Below are 16,630 nucleotides of genomic sequence, written 5' to 3' on the forward strand. Positions count from 1 at the left end.
ATGTATGGTCAAAAAAATTTATCTAAAGTTTATGAATCCTCTAAAGAAATATTATTTGATAATCATTCGAAAATAGTTATAATGAGTGATTGTCATAGAGGTGATGGTAGTTATGCTGATAACTTTTCTAAAAATAAGAATATTTATTTTGCGGCATTATCTAAATATTTAAATAAAGGATATATCTATATTGAACTTGGAGATGGTGATGAACTTTGGGAAAATAATAATATTGATGATATTATTGATGCTAATCTAGATACCTTTTCTATATTATCCGAATTTTATAAGAGGAGAAGACTTTATTTTATATTTGGAAATCATGATATGATAAAAAAAGAACAAAAATACGTAAAAGAAAATTTATGTCAATTTTTAGGTCAAACTAATCAAGATTATATTACTCTCTTTGACAATATAAAAGTTCATGAAGGGCTAATATTGAAGCATAAGGTTACAAAAGAAAAAATATTTTTAGTACATGGACATCAAGTTAGTTTTCTAGATTATAAATGGTGGAAAGCAAGAAGGTTTCTCGTGGGTAAATTATGGAAACATTTAGAGTTGTTTGGTATAAATGATCCTACTAGTCCTGCTAAAAATTATTCTAAACGGCAATTAATAGATAAAAGAATAATTAAATGGGTTAAAGATAATAAACAAATGCTTATTGCAGGTCATACCCACAAACCTATATTCCCAGAAGTAAACGATATACCATATTTCAATGATGGTAGTTGTGTACATCCAACTGGTATCACTGCAATAGAGATTTCAAATGGATTTATTAGTTTAGTTAAGTGGGAGGTAAAATCAAAAACAGATGGCACACTATTTGTTGGAAGAGAAGTGATTTCTGGTCCAGAAAATTTAAAAGAATATTTCAAACTCGAATGAATATTCTTACGATTGCAAATATTTATGATATAATATTTATATTGATAAAATAGATATAAAAGATGGAAAGAGGGATAAAATGAGTAAATTAAAGAACAGAAGTGAAGTAGATAAGTCACTTACTTGGGATTTATCAGATATTTTCAGTTCAGAGGGGGAATATGAAAAAACACTTGAAAATGTGGTAAAAGAATCTAAATTAATTGAAAAAGAATATAAAGGTAAATTAGATAATTCATCAACTATATTAATTTGTCTTGAAAAATATGAGAAAGTATATGAAAATGTAATATTAACAAGTAATTATGCTTATCTTGCAGTTTCAGTTGATCAAACGGATTCAGGTATGCAAACTTTATTTAATAAGAACAATAGTTTGATTTCAGAAATTTTAAGTAGACTTACATTTATAGAAAGTGAACTAAAAGAAGTAAAAGAAAATATATTAGATGAGTCTATAAATAAAACAGATAAATATAAAAATTATTTAAAAGATATAAAAAGAAGTAAACCTTATACACTTGATCCAGAAGTTGAAAAATCATTTGCAAGTCTTTCACCAATTTTAGATTCTCCAGAAAATATATATAGTCAAGCAAAACTTGCTGATATGGATTTTCCAAGTTTTGAAGTCAATGGAGTTGAATACCCACTTAGTTTTGTACTTTATGAAAACTCTTATCAAGGAAATAAAGATACAGATTTAAGAAGAAAAGCATTTGATCTATTTTCAAATAAGATAGGTGAATATAAAAATACAATAGCCACTGCATATCAGACTCAAATACAAAAAGAAAAAATAATGAGTTCCATGAGAGGTTTTAATTCTGTATTTGAATATTTACTTTTTGACCAAAAAGTAGATAGAGAGCTTTATGATAGACAGATAGATATAATTATGGAAAAATTAACTCCTCATATGAGAAAGTATGCTAAATTAATAAAGAGAATATATAATTTAGATGAAATTACCTTTGCAGATTTAAAAGTTTCTATTGATCCTGATTATGACCCTGAAGTTACAATAGAAGAGTCTAAAGAGTATATAAAAGGTGCATTATCAGTTATGGGAGAAGACTATTTAAATATGGTTATGAAATCATATGATGAAAGATGGGTAGATTTTGCTCAAAATAAAGGGAAATCTACAGGAGGTTTTTGTGCAACTCCTTTTGGAGTTCATCCATATATATTATTATCTTGGAATGGTCTTATGAGTGAAGTATTTACTTTGGTTCATGAATTGGGTCATGGCGGTCACTTCTTACTTTCTCAAGAAAATAATAATGTATTCGATGAATCACCTTCACTTTATTTTATAGAGGCACCTTCAACTATAAATGAAATGCTTTTAAGTAATTATTTGATAAATAAAGAAGATGATCCTAGATTTAAAAGATGGGTTTTATCTTCAATGATTACAAACACTTATTTCCATAATTTTGTGACTCATTTATTAGAGGCACATTATCAAAGAGAAGTTTACAAAATTATTGATAGAGGAGAAAGTGTATATGCAGAAAAATTAAGTGAAATAAAAAGAAATACATTAGAAAAGTTTTGGGGAGAAGATGTAAAGATAAATAAAGGAGCAGAGTTAACTTGGATGAGACAGCCTCATTATTATATGGGACTTTATCCATATACTTATAGTGCTGGACTTACTGTAGCTACAGAAGTTAGTAAAAGAATATTAAATGAAGGAGAAAAAGCAGTAGAAGATTGGTTAAATGTATTAAAAGCAGGTGGAACAAAAACACCAGTAGAACTTGCAAAAATGGCAGGAGTAGATATTACCACTGATAAACCTTTAAATGAAACAATAGATTATATTGGAAAGGTTATTGATGAAATAATTGAACTTACAAATCAAATAGAAGGAAATTAAAGTACAAATTTATATGTTATTAGGAGGATAATATTTGAAGATTATTACATTTCTATATAATAATAAAGAAGAAATTGGTATTTTTACTAATGAGGGTATTTTAAATATAAATGAAATTAGTTTATCAAAAAATTTTTCAGATATGATAGATTTCATAAAAAATAGTACAGAAGATGATTTGAAAATTATAAAAGAAAGTAAACCTAATATTAATATAGATGACATCAAATTACTTTCACCTATAATAAGACCGGTTCACGATATAATTTGTGTTGGGAGAAATTATATGGATCATATTAAAGAAATAAATAAAGATAATGAAGAAATAGATTTGAAAAATTTTAAATTAAACTATTTTAGTAAAAGAGCAAATACAATAAGGTCTACAAAAGAAGATATAAATGGAAGATTTGATTTGGATTCTAAAATTGATTATGAAGCAGAGCTTGCAGTTATTATTGGAAAAAAAGCTAAAAATATTAAAAGAGAAAATATTAAAGAATATATATTTGGATTTTCTATTTTTAATGATTTAACTTCTAGAAAAATTCAAAAAGAGCATAAACAATGGTTTTTAGGTAAGAGTTTAGATGATTATTCAATACTTGGACCATTTATTGTAACGATAGATGAATTTAAGTTTCCTATAGAGTTAGATATACAATCTAAAGTAAATGGAGAAATAAGACAAAATTCAAACACTAAATATATGATAAAAACTATAGAAGATATAATAGTAGAGTTATCTTCTCACATGACTTTAGAGCCTGGAGATATTATTTCTACAGGGACACCTTCTGGAGTAGGCATGGGATTTAATCCTCCAAAATTTTTAAAATCAGGAGATATAGTTGAGTGTAGTATAGAGCAAATTGGAGTCCTGGAGACTAGAATAAAATAAAACATCTAAGATAGTTGGAAAGATAGTATCTCAAAATAATAACCTTTAGCATATATTATACTAAGTCATATTTTGGAGGTTATTATGTATGGGGCAATGTAAGAATAAGGATTTAAAAAGAAAATGGTCTGAATTATCTTATGCAGGTGAGAAGAGAGTTCCTCAAGGTATAAGTCCTTTTGCAGGAACATGGCCTCTTTATTATTTTGATAGAAATCAAAAAGGCAAATTTATAGCATTAGATGGTAAAGAAATTGCATTTGAAATTTTATCTCCTGATAATTTTAATTTTGATAAAGAATTATTAGTTGTAAAAGAAACACTTGATAATCTTACACCACTTGAAAAAAGAAAAGCTGAATATTGGGGAGATGGTCCTGCTACAAAACAATGGACTCCTATAATAGACAGGCTAATAGACACTTATGGTTTAGGGCCTATAAGAGCATCTAGAGTACTTGCAGCTGTTCATGGGGCAATAAATGATGCCTTTGTTATTACTTGGTATTTTAAATATTTGTGGGATATTCCAAGACCAAACCAGCTTGATCAAGAATTATATACAGAAATATGTACACCTAAGTTTCCAACTTATCCTTCTGGACACTCAGTAGTAGCTGGAGCAGTAGAAATTGTATTAAGCTATTTCTTCTCCACTGAATCTGACAAGTTAAAGGAGTTAGCAGAAGAAAATTCAAATTCTAGATTATATGGTGGAGTACATTTTCCAGCAGATTTAACAGAAGGGTTAAAATTAGGTAGACAAATAGGTGAAATTATAGTATCTGTATTACAAAAACAATATGATGGAAATCAATCTTTAATTGATATAAATATAACTGAAGATTTAGATGCTGATCTTGTTCCTCCACCATATGAACAAGTTATCGAGTTTCCATCAAGAGCTCGTGATTGTAATTTACCTCTTTTAGATGATTATTATAGATATAGTTTAGAGGTTGAATTAGATAATGAAGAATTATAGACTTTAGAGACAATTTTTATTGTCTCTTTTTTGTGATATACTTGAAATATAATACAAATAAAAAGAGGTGAATTTTATGAATATCATTGAAGGGTTTAAAAAATTACCTAATAGAATATCAGAAAGCTTAAAGAGGTTTCCAATATCTTTATTATATTCAGTGCTTACAGTTTGTTTACTAATTTATATAAATCATAATGAATTTTTATTTAGAGATGATGGGGATTTATATTCAAGAATAGCAATGATACTTGCCCTTGGAATACCACTTAGTTTATCAATATATGTATTTTTTGAAACCAAAGATAATGTGAAAAAATCTATTGAAATCTTAGGACATATATTTACTCCTATAATTTTAATAGGATATTATTTTTTATTATTAAACGAAATCGATTATGTTTCTGGAACTAGATATACAGCATACATGATAGCTTTTTTCATAATCTTTAGTTTTATACCTTATATTAAGAGAAAACATAATTATGAATTATATGTTATAAGGTTATTTTCTAGATTTATAGTTACATATGTCTATTCAGTAGTGCTTTATTTAGGGCTTGCAGCGATACTTACTACAATTAATTTATTATTTAATGCAGACATACCTGGTAAGATTTTTGCTGATATTGCATTTGTAGTAGCTGGAATTTTTGCACCTGCATTTTTCTTAGCAGATATTCCAAAAAAAGGTGATAAAATTACTATTAGAAGTTTTCCAAAAGTATTAAAGGTTTTACTTGAATACATAGTACTTCCTTTGATATCTATATACACAATTATTTTATATGTATATTTTGGGAAAATAATTATTACATCTCAATTACCACAAAATATAATTGGTAATTTAGTATTGTGGTATTCAATTATAATGACTATAGTATTATTTTTCATATATCCACTTAAAGGTCAAAGTAAATGGATAAATAATTTTATAAAAATATTTCCAAAAGCAATTATTCCTTTAATTGGCATGATGTTTTGGGCTGTAGCTTTAAGGATAAATGCTTATGGTATAACAGAAGATAGATATTTTGTAATAGCAGTAGGTATTTGGGTTACAGGAGTTATGATATATTATTCTTTAAAGAAAGATATAAGGAATATTTGGGTTACAATATCCCTTGCACTTATAATTATAATATCTGTTACAGGTCCAATAAGTGCTTATTCAGTTTCGAAATGGAGTCAAAATAATAGATTTGAAAAATTACTTAAAAGTAATAATATGTTAACAGATTCATTAGATATAAATCCAAATGAAAATGTAAGTGAAGATGTGCAAAGAGAAGTTAGCAGTATAATACGGTATTTTCTAAACTATCATTCACTTGATGATATAAGATTTCTTTCAGATGGTTTTGATTTACGTGAGATGGAAGATGTATTTGGCTTTGATTTAAAAGAAGACCATATGTATCCTTATCAAAATAGAAATTACTTTAACCATATATTAGAAGATGAAAGGATTATATCAATAGAGGATTATGATTATTTTACTTTCTATACTACTTATGAACCACAAAGTGCAAAGATATTTGGTGGAGACTATTCTGTAAAATATAGTAGCAGTAATGATGAGATTGTTATAAAAAACAATGATAATGAAATCTATACAAAAAATATAAATGATATAGCAAGAAAAATTCATAAAGATAGTTCAAACAAAGATATATTAGATATGAATGATATGAAATTTACAGATCAGAATAATGATATCAAAGTGCAAATATTATTCAAAAATATAAATGGAAATAATACAAATTCAAATGAAAATATAGAAATAGAAAGAGTAGAATTTTTTGTATTTATAAAAATAAAATAAATGTAACAAAAAAATAACGGGCAATTTTGCTCGTTATTTTTATTGAAATATAACGATAAAAATAATACAATATAACTATAAGTATGTGGGGAGATGAATTTATGTTTACAGTTGGAATAATAACATCAAGTGATAAGGGTTCAAAAGGTGAACGAGAAGATTTAAGTGGAAAAGTTATAAAAGAAATAGTAGAAAGTAAAGGATATACTGTATCAAAGTACATAGTACTTCCTGATGATGAAGAGGAATTAACTAGTGAAATGATAAAGATGAGTGATGACTTAAAATTAGATTTAATTTTAACTACTGGTGGAACTGGTTTTAGTAAGAGTGATGTAACTCCTGAAGCTACAAGGAATGTTGTAACAAAATTAACACCTGGCATCTCTGAAGCTATAAGATATTATAGTCTCAGTATAACTAAAAGGGCAATGTTATCTCGTGCTATCTCTGGAATAAGAAATGAAACATTAATAGTGAACTTACCAGGTAGCCCAAAAGCAGTTAGAGAATCTCTTGACTATATTATAGATGCATTAGATCATGGATTAGAAATACTTAAAAACAAAACAAATGAATGTGCTAGATAAGGAGAAAAATAATTTGAAAAAGATTAGTAAACTCTTATTAGCAGTATTATTAACAATTATTTCCATTTTAGGTTGTACTGATATAGAAAATAAAGTAGAACAAAATGAACTTATACTGGCTACAACTACAAGTACACGTGATAGTGGATTATTAGACCATATTTTGCCTTATTTTGAAGAGAAATATAATATAAAAGTTAAAGTCATTGCAGTAGGAACAGGAAAATCATTAGAAATGGGCAAAAATGGTGAAGCAGATGTATTATTAACTCATGCAAAAGATTCAGAGATGGATTTTTTAAAAGAAGGACATGGAATGAAACGAGTAGAAGTAATGTATAATGATTTTATTCTAGTAGGTCCAAATAGTGATTCATTAAATATAAAGAGAAAATATAACGATGATATATATAAAGCACTGGAAACTATTTACAATCAAAATGAATATAAATTTATATCTAGGGGAGATGATTCTGGTACCCACAAAAAAGAATTAAAAATATGGAATGAAATAGGGATAAAACCAAAGGGGAATTTTTACATAGAAAATGGCTCAGGGATGGCTGATACTTTAAAGATGACAGATGAAAAGCAGGCTTATACCTTAACAGATAGAGGAACATATCTTTCAATGAAAAATGAAATAGAGTTGGATATATTGGTAGAAGGAAATGATATATTGTTTAATCAATATTCAGTAACTACAGTAAATTCAGAAAAAAATGAATACATAAATAGCGAAGGAGCTAAAAATTTTCAAAATTGGTTTTCATCAAAAGATATACAAGCAATAATAGGGGAATATGGAAGAGAAGAATATGGTGAAGTTTTATTTACACCAAATGCAAAATAAAAGTTGGTGATGATATGGATTATATAAGTGAAGGTTTTATTCAAGCTATGGAGCTATTACTGAGTTTTGATGCAGAAATATATAGAATAATTTTTTTATCACTTTTTGTCTCTACTTTAGCAACTGTAATAGCATCTATAATATCAATTCCCATAGGAATTTATTTAGGAATTAAAGAATTTAGAGGTAAGCGGTTATTTTCACGACTTACTTATACCTTTATGAGTATTCCGTCAGTTATAGTAGGTTTAATAGTTGCACTTATGCTATCTAGAAGAGGTCCACTTGGATTTCTAGATTTATTATATACACCTATAGCCATGGTAATAGCTCAAACTTTTTTAGTGATACCATTGATTTTAGGTCTTACTTATAATTTATCTAAAAATAGAGGAAAGGAAATCGAAAAAATTGGAATAACCCTTGGGGCAAATAAATTTAGAATTGTCGTTTTAATAATTAGAGAGCTTAAAATAGATATTTTTATGAATGTTGTTACTAGTTTTTCAAGAGCAATCTCAGAAGTTGGAGCAGTTATGATTGTAGGAGGAAATATAAAAGGCTTTACAAGAGTAATAACTACATCAATAACTATGTTTAATTCAATGGGACATTATTCTATGGCTATAGCCTTAGGACTTGTATTACTTGTTATTTCTTTTGGAATAAATAGCATTATATATAGTTATAGTGAGGAAGAATAAAATGGATATATTTTTAAAAGATATAAGAAAATATTATAAAGAAAGAAAAATATTAAATATAGATAAATTAACTATAGAGAAGAAAAAGATAACAGGAATAATAGGCCCAAATGGTGCAGGGAAATCAACACTTATAAATATAATAGCAGGTCTTGATAATAAGTTTTCTGGACAAGTTGAATATTCAGGAAAAAAATTAGATGATTATTTATACAAAAAGATTACATTAGTAAATCAAAAACCATATCTTTTTAAAAGAAGTGTTTATGATAATATAGCTTATCCTTTAAAAATAAGAGGATATGAGAAAGAACATCTAAAAAACAAAGTGGAAGATATGATTAAGAAATTTGATATAGATGACTTAAGATATAAAAAAGCACATAAATTATCAGGAGGAGAATCACAAAAAGTATCCCTTGCAAGAGCTCTAGTATTTAATCCTAAGTTATTATTGTTAGATGAACCTACATCAAATATAGATCCTGATTCTATAAAAGTAATGGAAAGAGAAATAATAAATTTTAATAAAAGTAGTAACTCTACAGTAATAATAATAACCCACAATATGAGTCAAGCAAAAAGAATTTGTAATAAACTCGTCTATTTAAGCAAAGGAGATGTAATAGAAAATGGTATTCTCTAAACTCGATAGTATAGATCAAGCAAAATCAAAATTTAAGAAGGGACTAGAAGATTTTTTAATCGAAACAGAAAAAATCAATATAATAGATGGATTAGATAGGATATTAGCAGAAGATATCAAATCAAATATAGATATACCAGAATTTAATCGTTCTACTAAAGACGGATATGCTATAAGATGTTCCAATATAAAACAAAGAAAAATAATCGGACAAGTAAATATGGGAGAAAAAACTGATTTAGAAATAAAAAGTAACCAAGCAATATATATTCCTACAGGTGGAATGGTTCCAAAGGGATCAGATGGTATTATAATGATTGAAGATGTTCATAAGAAAGACAATATATTGTTACTAAATAAAAAGATATTTCTTGGTGAAAATATTAATTTCAAAGGTGATGAAATGAAAAAAGGAGAACTTTTATTTTCTAAAGGAAGAAAGTTAACTCCATCTGATATTGGAACATTTGCATCAATAGGTATGAGTAAAATAGAAGTGTACAAAAAGCTTGAATTTTCGATTATATCTACAGGGGATGAAATAGTAGATATAGATTCTAATGTAGGAAATGGGAAAATAAGAGATGTAAATAAATATTCACTTTCTACTGAAATAAAAAGAATCGGAGGAAAAGTGTCAAGCAGTGAAATTGTAAAAGATGATTTTGAATTAATAAGAAAAGCAACTAAAAGAGCTTTAGAAATTTCTGATATAGTATTGATATCAGGAGGTAGTTCTGTAGGGAAAAAAGATTATACTTTAAAAGTCATTGAGTCATTTGATAATAGTGAAGTATTTGTTCATGGAGTTTCAATAAAACCAGGAAAACCTACTATAATATCAAAAGTAGGAGAAAAAATTGTAATAGGCCTCCCGGGACATCCTACTTCTTCTCTTATAGTATTTAAAGCTTTTATAGAAAACTTTTTGAATGAGAAATTAAATGTAGATTATGGTATAAGAAAAATAAAGGCAATAATAAAAGAAAATTTTGAAAATCGTACAAGTAGAGAAACTTATCAATTGGTAAGTTTAGAAGAAGATAAAGAAGCTTTCTATGCAACTCCTATAAAAGGCACATCTGGAATGATATATACTTTATCTAAATCTCATGGATATGTTATAATTAAAGGTGAAGAAGAAGGGTTGAAAAAAGGGGAAAAGAGAGATGTGTTTTTTTTATAACTGTTAAATTAGTGGGGGTTGACAAAATGAAAGATAGTTTTGGTAGAGATATAAATTATTTAAGAATATCAATTACAGATAGATGTAATTTGAGATGTAAATACTGTATGCCAGCCCATGGAATATATAAATGTAATCATAATGATTTACTCTCTTTAGAAGAAATAGAATTAATAGCAAAAGAATTTGTTAAGTTAGGAATAGAAAAAATCAGAATAACAGGTGGTGAACCACTTATAAGAAAAGGTGTAATAAAACTGATATCTAATCTATCTAAAGTAGAGGGGTTAAAGGATATATCTATGACAACAAATGGACTTCTTTTAGAGAGGTATGCACAAGATTTGAAAAATTCAGGATTAAATAGAGTTAATATATCTTTAGATACCTTAAATAAAGAAAAATATAAAATCATAACGAGAGGTGGAAACCTAGATAAAGTTTTCAAAGGAATAAAAAAAGCTAAAGAAATTGGACTTACACCTATAAAAATAAATACTGTACTAATCGGTGGATTTAATGATGATGAAATAGAAAATTTTGTATATTTAACAAGTAACGAAAATATAGATGTGCGTTTTATAGAACTTATGCCTATAGGTGAAGCTTCAAAGTGGGCAAATGAAAACTTCATTTCAAGTGATGAAGTTTTAAATAGAATAAAAACATTAGAAAAAATAAAAAATCATGATTTATCATCTCCAGCATTATATTATAAATTACCAGAAGGAAAGGGGAGAGTCGGGATAATTAATCCCATTAGCTGTAAATTTTGCGAATATTGTAACAGAATAAGACTTACTTCTCAAGGTAATCTTAAGCTTTGTCTTCATTCAAGTAGGGAGATAGATTTAAAGCATGCTATTAGAAATGGAGAAAGTATAAATAATATTATATTAAATTCTATATTGGAAAAACCAGAATCACATCGTTTAGAAGATGGGAAATATATAGAAAAAAATATGAATCAGATAGGGGGTTAATATGAAATTTACTCATTTTAATGAAAAAGGTAGAGCTCATATGGTAGAAGTAGGAGAAAAAAATGATACTAAAAGAGTAGCCATAGCTAGAGGAACAATAAAGATGAAAAAAGAAACAATTAATAGTATAAATAATGGGATGATAAAAAAAGGAGATGTATTGTCAGTTTCTCAAATAGCAGGTATAATGGGGGCAAAAAAAACAAGTGATATAATTCCAATGTGTCATAATATATTCTTAACAGGAGCAGATATTAGTTTTACAATAAATGAAGAACAAATAGAAATAGAAACTACTGTTAAGACAATAGGTAAAACTGGAGTTGAAATGGAAGCTTTAATGGCTGTAAATATTGCTGCAATGACAATATATGATATGTGTAAAGCTATAGATAAAGATATGGTTATAACAAACGTAAGACTTATAGAAAAGACTGGTGGTAAAAGTGGCGATTATATAAGGGGAGAATAAAAATGATAAAGGGTAGGGTTTTAGCTATAAATATAAGCACGCAAAAAGGCACAATAAAAACGCCTATAGAAAAAGGAATTTTTAAGATAAACCATGGTTTAATTGGAGATGCTCATGCAGGTGATTGGCATAGACAGGTAAGTTTATTAGCAGATGAAAGTATAGATAAAATGAAAAAAATGGGAGTAGAAGATTTAGATAGTGGTAAATTTGCAGAAAATATTACTACTAAAGGTATAATACTTCATGAATTACCAATAGGTACAAAACTTAGAATAGGTAGTACAATTCAAGAAGTAACACAGATAGGAAAAGAATGTCATACTGGATGTGAAATAGCGACAAAAGTTGGTAAATGTATCATGCCAACGGAAGGTATATTTACAAAAGTAATAAGAGATGGTGTAATAAAGCCAGGAGATATTATAGAAGAAATATAGCTTAAAATAAAATATATTTTATTAAATACAATTAATCATATGATTAATTGTATTTTTTTTGTGAAATTTGTTTAAACTTATAATGAATATGTCTAATATTAGGAGTTAATCAAATGAAGAAATTAAGTGATTTATTTAGAAAAAAAAATAAGAAAACGAAAAACTCAGTAGAAATAAATAATATATATATAGATGAGACAGTAGAAGAAAATTTAAATGAAAATATAAATATTATAAAAGAAGAACTTGGAGAAAGTAGTGATTTAGTCATTAGACAATTTTGTTCTTCAGTAAATACGGGGATAGAAATGTCAGTTGTATATATAGATGGGTTAGGAGATAAAAACATTATAAATAAATTTGTACTTAAGCCTCTTATGCATAATAGTGAATGTAAAGATGTTAAAGAGGAAGTTAAGAATAAGAATTTATTAGAATATATAGAAGAAAATATTATATTAGATAGTGAAATAAAGAAAATTAGTAAATTCAAAGATTTATTTTTACATATTTTATCTGGAGATTCTGTAATTTTAGTAGATGGGTTTAGTACTTGTTTTGTTATAGCTACTAAAGGGTTTGAAGATAGAGGTGTTCAAGAACCTAGTAGTCAAAATGTCATAAGGGGACCTAGAGATGGATTTTGTGAGACCCTTAAAACAAATATTTCTCTTATAAGAAGAAGAATTAAAAATACAAATCTTAGAATCGAACAAAAAGTAATAGGAAAAGAAACTAATACAGATGTAGCAATTGCATATATAAAAGGTATAGCAGATGAAAAAATAATAGATGAGGTTAGATATAGAATAAGTAAAATAAGAATAGATAGTATTTTAGAAAGTGGATATATTGAAGAACTTATTCAAGATGAACCATATACATTGTTTCCGACAATATATAATACTGAAAGGCCTGATAGTGTTTCAGCAGGACTATTGGAGGGGAGAATAGCAATATTAGTAGATGGAACACCATTTGTTCTCTTAGTTCCTGCATTATTTGTACAATTTTTTCAATCTCCTGAGGACTATTATCAACGAGCTGATATATCTAGTTTAATTAGAATGCTTAGATATGTAGCATTTTTTTTATCATTACTTACTCCTTCATTATTTATAGCTATAACTACTTTCCATCAAGAAATGATACCACCTGCTCTTTTAATAAGTATTGTTGCCCAGAGAGAAGGTATACCATTTCCAGCTTTAATAGAAGCCTTAATAATGGAGTTAACATTTGAGATATTAAGAGAAGCAGGAGTAAGAATGCCTAAAGCAATTGGAACAGCAATATCTATAGTGGGAGCATTAGTGTTAGGTGAAGCAGCAGTTCAAGCTGGACTTGTTTCACCTGCAAAAGTAATAGTTGTATCAATAACCGCATTAGCTAGTTTTATATCACCTTCTTATAATTTAGCAATGACAGTTAGAATATTAAGATTTATATTTATGTTACTTGCAGCAAGCTTTGGACTCTTTGGAATTGCACTTGGTTTACTTACTATGTTACTTCATCTTTGTAGCTTAAGATCTTTTGGAATACCATATATGTATCCTCTAGCACCATTTAATTTAAGTGGACAAAAAGATACATTAATTAGAACGCCAATATGGAGAATGTTTAAAAGACCTAAACTTATTTCAAGTAAAAATTCTGTACGTCAGCAAAATCCTACAGATGCAAAACCAAAGAAACCATAATAGAAAGGGTTTAAATATGAAGAAAAAAGCATTGTTTTTAATTATAATAATTCTAACTAATTTATTAATAGGATGTTGGGATAAAAGAGAACTCTCAGAAATTACTATTGCCTCAGCTGTAGGTGTAGATAAAATAGAAGATGAATATTTAGTCACAGTTCAAATTATAAATCCAAGTGAAATAGCAGGAAAAGAATTAACAGAGAGATCTGAAGTTTCAACATATAGAGTAAAAGGTAAAACAGTATTTGAAGCTTTAAGAAAACTAACTAGAGATGTTCCAAGAAAGGTTTATTTAGGTCATTTAATGATTTTAATGATTGGAGAAGAGTTAGCAAAAGAAGGAATTATAGATGTATTAGATTTTTTCTCTAGAGATCATGAATTAAGAACAGATTTTTATATTGTTATTACAAAAGATTTAATGGCAACAGATGCTTTAAATGTACTCACTGCTATTGAAAAGATACCTGCTGAGAAATTATATGATAGTTTAGAAATGGCTGAAAAATCTTGGGGAAATGTTAGAACTATTCAATTAGATCAACTTATATCAGATTTAATAAATATAGGTAAAGATCCTGTTCTTACAGGAATTTCAGTAATAGGACAGAATCAAAACAATAGTGGTATGGAAAATGTAAGTGAAGTTCAACCTGCAAATATTATTAGAGCACAAGATATAGGAGTATTTAATGGAGATAAATTAGTAGGGTGGTTAAATCAAAATGAAAGTCGAGGATATAATGCCATAATAGATAATTTAAAGAATACTATTATAACTATTCCTTGTAATGAAAAAGATGATTTATCAGTAGAATTATTAAAATCAAAGTCTAAAATAAAATCTGAAATTAAGAACGGAATACCTAATATTAACATAGAAATTAATTTAGAAGTTAAAATTGCTGATGTAGAGTGTGATATAGACATAAAAAAGACAGACAATATAAAAGAATTAGAAAATACTTTAGAAAAACAAGTTAAAAGTTATATGAATTTATCTATTAAAAAAGCTAAAAAGCTTAAAAGTGATGTATTTGGATTTGGATTAGAATTACATAGAAAACATCCAAAAGAATTTAAAGAATTAAGAGATAATTGGGAGGATGAATTTTCAAATTTAGATATAAATATAAATGTAAAATCAAAAATTACAGGAACGGGAACTACAAAAGGTATTTTTATAGATAAAGTAGATGATGGAGTGAATAAGAATGAAAAATAGTATAGGTATTATAATGATTTCAATTATAATTATTATATATGAATTTAAGTCTCTCAAAAAAAGTAATTCTAGAAAAGAAATATGGTCATTTTCTATATTATTATTTGCAACTATATTAGGGGTCATGAAGGTTCTTGATATGAATATACCAAATCCATTACATTTAGTTTATATGATTTATTCTCCAAAAAATAATATAGGATATTAAATTTTAAGAGAGGAGATATATATGTCTAAAAGTATTATAAATAACAATCAATTAAGGAATTTTATATTTTTCCAATATGTTGCAAGTTCTGTTGTGTTATATCCATCAATGCTTTCTGGTATTGCAAAGCAAGATGCATGGTTATCTGCATTGTTAGGAAGTATATTAAGTTTAATTGTTGCTTTTATTTACTATAATCTAATAGATAAAATGGGAGATAAAAATTTAATGGAATATATTGAATTTTTATTTGGTAAATATATAGGTGGTTTGATTAAATTATTACTTATATATTTTTTTATATTAGCATGTTCTGCTCAAATATGGATTATGGGAAATTTTTTAAGTACACATATAATGCACGAAACACCTCTTTATGTGTTAAAGACTCTTTTTATGATAGTAGTTGTAATAGCAGCAAAGTTAGGTATAGAAGTGGTAGCTAGATCTTCAGAAATAATTATACCAATAACTCTTATAGGTTTTTTTATACCAATTCTATTGTTAATTCCACAAATAGATATTAATAATATGTATCCAATATTAGAAAAAGGATTTTCTCCTGTGTTTAAAGGAATTTTACCATTTATGGGAGCTACTTCTTTTACTTTTATAGCATTATTAACATTTTGTCCATCAAATGTAAATAATGTTAAAGGAATTAAAAAGGATTTTTTAATAGCTACAATAATAGCATCAATAGTTCTAATAATAGCTATTGATATGTGTACTCTTGTATTAGGATCAGAAATAACATCAAGACATCTTTATCCTACACATATATTATCCAAAAAAGCAAAGATAGGAGAATATATACAACGGTTAGAAATATTATTTGCAATGGTTTGGTTTTTATCTGTATTCTATAAATTGTTTATTTATTTTTATAGCCTTACAGTTAGTATATCTCAGTTTTTAAAATTAAATAATTATAAAATATTAATATTACCAATAGCTATGATAATGGTAATATTATCTACAATAGTTTATCCTGATACAATATATTTCGTTGAATGGGATAGTGTAAATTGGCCAAGACTTACTCTTACCTTTGGATTAATATTACCATTGATATTATTATTTACAGGGAAAATTAAAGGTAAATAATCTTTACTATTTAC

Annotated in this window: 17 protein-coding genes; all 17 read left to right on the forward strand. The window is 26.9% G+C overall.

All coding sequences use genetic code 11. The features are described 5' to 3' along the window. Positions 1-897: a metallophosphoesterase gene (locus E0D94_RS05580; RefSeq protein WP_130806296.1), complete on the forward strand. Its 897-nt coding sequence runs from the start codon at positions 1-3 to the stop codon at positions 895-897. Positions 898-976: 79 nt separating this feature from the next. Beyond that, complete coding sequence (gene pepF, locus E0D94_RS05585) at positions 977-2,785, forward strand: oligoendopeptidase F (protein WP_130806297.1); 1,809 nt, start codon at positions 977-979, stop codon at positions 2,783-2,785. A gap of 34 nt (positions 2,786-2,819) precedes the next feature. After that, positions 2,820-3,686: a fumarylacetoacetate hydrolase family protein gene (locus E0D94_RS05590; RefSeq protein ID WP_130806298.1), complete on the forward strand. Its 867-nt coding sequence runs from the start codon at positions 2,820-2,822 to the stop codon at positions 3,684-3,686. A gap of 88 nt (positions 3,687-3,774) precedes the next feature. Continuing rightward, positions 3,775-4,671, forward strand: coding sequence for a vanadium-dependent haloperoxidase (locus E0D94_RS05595; RefSeq protein WP_130806299.1), 897 nt, complete (start codon positions 3,775-3,777; stop codon positions 4,669-4,671). Between the two features lie 76 nt (positions 4,672-4,747). Then, positions 4,748-6,496 (forward strand): DUF4153 domain-containing protein, encoded by a 1,749-nt coding sequence (locus E0D94_RS05600; protein WP_130806300.1) that lies wholly within the window; start codon positions 4,748-4,750, stop codon positions 6,494-6,496. Between the two features lie 101 nt (positions 6,497-6,597). Then, entirely contained in the window at positions 6,598-7,086 is a 489-nt protein-coding gene (locus tag E0D94_RS05605; RefSeq protein ID WP_130806301.1) for a MogA/MoaB family molybdenum cofactor biosynthesis protein, read from the forward strand. 13 nt (positions 7,087-7,099) lie between these two features. Then, entirely contained in the window at positions 7,100-7,939 is an 840-nt protein-coding gene (locus tag E0D94_RS05610) for an ABC transporter substrate-binding protein (RefSeq protein WP_130806302.1), read from the forward strand. A 14-nt stretch (positions 7,940-7,953) separates the two neighbouring features. Beyond that, positions 7,954-8,643 carry an ABC transporter permease gene (locus E0D94_RS05615; RefSeq protein WP_130806303.1) on the forward strand — a complete coding sequence of 230 codons (690 nt, stop codon included), beginning with the start codon at positions 7,954-7,956 and terminating at the stop codon, positions 8,641-8,643. A 1-nt stretch (position 8,644) separates the two neighbouring features. Beyond that, positions 8,645-9,289, forward strand: a complete 645-nt coding sequence (locus E0D94_RS05620; protein ID WP_130806304.1) for an ATP-binding cassette domain-containing protein — start codon at positions 8,645-8,647, stop codon at positions 9,287-9,289. Continuing rightward, positions 9,276-10,475, forward strand: a complete 1,200-nt coding sequence (locus tag E0D94_RS05625; protein ID WP_130806305.1) for a molybdopterin molybdotransferase MoeA — start codon at positions 9,276-9,278, stop codon at positions 10,473-10,475. The genes E0D94_RS05620 and E0D94_RS05625 overlap by 14 nt, the downstream gene beginning before the upstream one ends. A 26-nt stretch (positions 10,476-10,501) precedes the next feature. After that, complete coding sequence (gene moaA / locus E0D94_RS05630) at positions 10,502-11,458, forward strand: GTP 3',8-cyclase MoaA (protein WP_130806306.1); 957 nt, start codon at positions 10,502-10,504, stop codon at positions 11,456-11,458. A 1-nt stretch (position 11,459) separates the two neighbouring features. Further along, on the forward strand, positions 11,460-11,930 hold the full coding sequence (gene moaC, locus E0D94_RS05635) for a cyclic pyranopterin monophosphate synthase MoaC (RefSeq protein WP_130806307.1): 471 nt from the start codon (positions 11,460-11,462) through the stop codon (positions 11,928-11,930). 2 nt (positions 11,931-11,932) lie between these two features. Next, entirely contained in the window at positions 11,933-12,370 is a 438-nt protein-coding gene (locus E0D94_RS05640) for an MOSC domain-containing protein (RefSeq protein WP_130806308.1), read from the forward strand. 113 nt (positions 12,371-12,483) lie between these two features. Next, entirely contained in the window at positions 12,484-14,073 is a 1,590-nt protein-coding gene (locus E0D94_RS05645) for a spore germination protein (RefSeq protein ID WP_130806309.1), read from the forward strand. 16 nt (positions 14,074-14,089) lie between these two features. Then, a complete protein-coding gene (locus tag E0D94_RS05650; RefSeq protein WP_165442876.1) occupies positions 14,090-15,301 on the forward strand; it encodes a Ger(x)C family spore germination protein in 1,212 nt (403 codons plus the stop codon). Continuing rightward, positions 15,291-15,509 carry a hypothetical protein gene (locus E0D94_RS05655; protein ID WP_130806311.1) on the forward strand — a complete coding sequence of 73 codons (219 nt, stop codon included), beginning with the start codon at positions 15,291-15,293 and terminating at the stop codon, positions 15,507-15,509. Before E0D94_RS05650 ends, E0D94_RS05655 begins: the two co-directional genes overlap by 11 nt. Positions 15,510-15,530: 21 nt before the next feature. Further along, entirely contained in the window at positions 15,531-16,616 is a 1,086-nt protein-coding gene (locus tag E0D94_RS05660; protein ID WP_130806312.1) for a GerAB/ArcD/ProY family transporter, read from the forward strand. Positions 16,617-16,630: the final 14 nt, after the last annotated feature.

This window comes from Senegalia massiliensis (assembly GCF_900626135.1).
Classification (GTDB): Bacteria; Bacillota; Clostridia; order Tissierellales; family SIT17; genus Anaeromonas; species Anaeromonas massiliensis.

Coding starts and splice junctions, on each gene's coding strand:
- E0D94_RS05645 (WP_130806309.1), top strand. CDS start 12,484: ATGAAGAAATTAAGTGATTTATTTAGAAAAAAAAATAAGAAAACGAAA.
- pepF (WP_130806297.1), top strand. CDS start 977: ATGAGTAAATTAAAGAACAGAAGTGAAGTAGATAAGTCACTTACTTGG.
- E0D94_RS05595 (WP_130806299.1), top strand. CDS start 3,775: ATGGGGCAATGTAAGAATAAGGATTTAAAAAGAAAATGGTCTGAATTA.
- E0D94_RS05620 (WP_130806304.1), top strand. CDS start 8,645: ATGGATATATTTTTAAAAGATATAAGAAAATATTATAAAGAAAGAAAA.
- E0D94_RS05580 (WP_130806296.1), top strand. CDS start 1: ATGTATGGTCAAAAAAATTTATCTAAAGTTTATGAATCCTCTAAAGAA.
- E0D94_RS05625 (WP_130806305.1), top strand. CDS start 9,276: ATGGTATTCTCTAAACTCGATAGTATAGATCAAGCAAAATCAAAATTT.
- moaA (WP_130806306.1), top strand. CDS start 10,502: ATGAAAGATAGTTTTGGTAGAGATATAAATTATTTAAGAATATCAATT.
- E0D94_RS05615 (WP_130806303.1), top strand. CDS start 7,954: ATGGATTATATAAGTGAAGGTTTTATTCAAGCTATGGAGCTATTACTG.
- E0D94_RS05600 (WP_130806300.1), top strand. CDS start 4,748: ATGAATATCATTGAAGGGTTTAAAAAATTACCTAATAGAATATCAGAA.
- E0D94_RS05605 (WP_130806301.1), top strand. CDS start 6,598: ATGTTTACAGTTGGAATAATAACATCAAGTGATAAGGGTTCAAAAGGT.
- E0D94_RS05650 (WP_165442876.1), top strand. CDS start 14,090: ATGAAGAAAAAAGCATTGTTTTTAATTATAATAATTCTAACTAATTTA.
- moaC (WP_130806307.1), top strand. CDS start 11,460: ATGAAATTTACTCATTTTAATGAAAAAGGTAGAGCTCATATGGTAGAA.
- E0D94_RS05640 (WP_130806308.1), top strand. CDS start 11,933: ATGATAAAGGGTAGGGTTTTAGCTATAAATATAAGCACGCAAAAAGGC.
- E0D94_RS05660 (WP_130806312.1), top strand. CDS start 15,531: ATGTCTAAAAGTATTATAAATAACAATCAATTAAGGAATTTTATATTT.
- E0D94_RS05655 (WP_130806311.1), top strand. CDS start 15,291: ATGAAAAATAGTATAGGTATTATAATGATTTCAATTATAATTATTATA.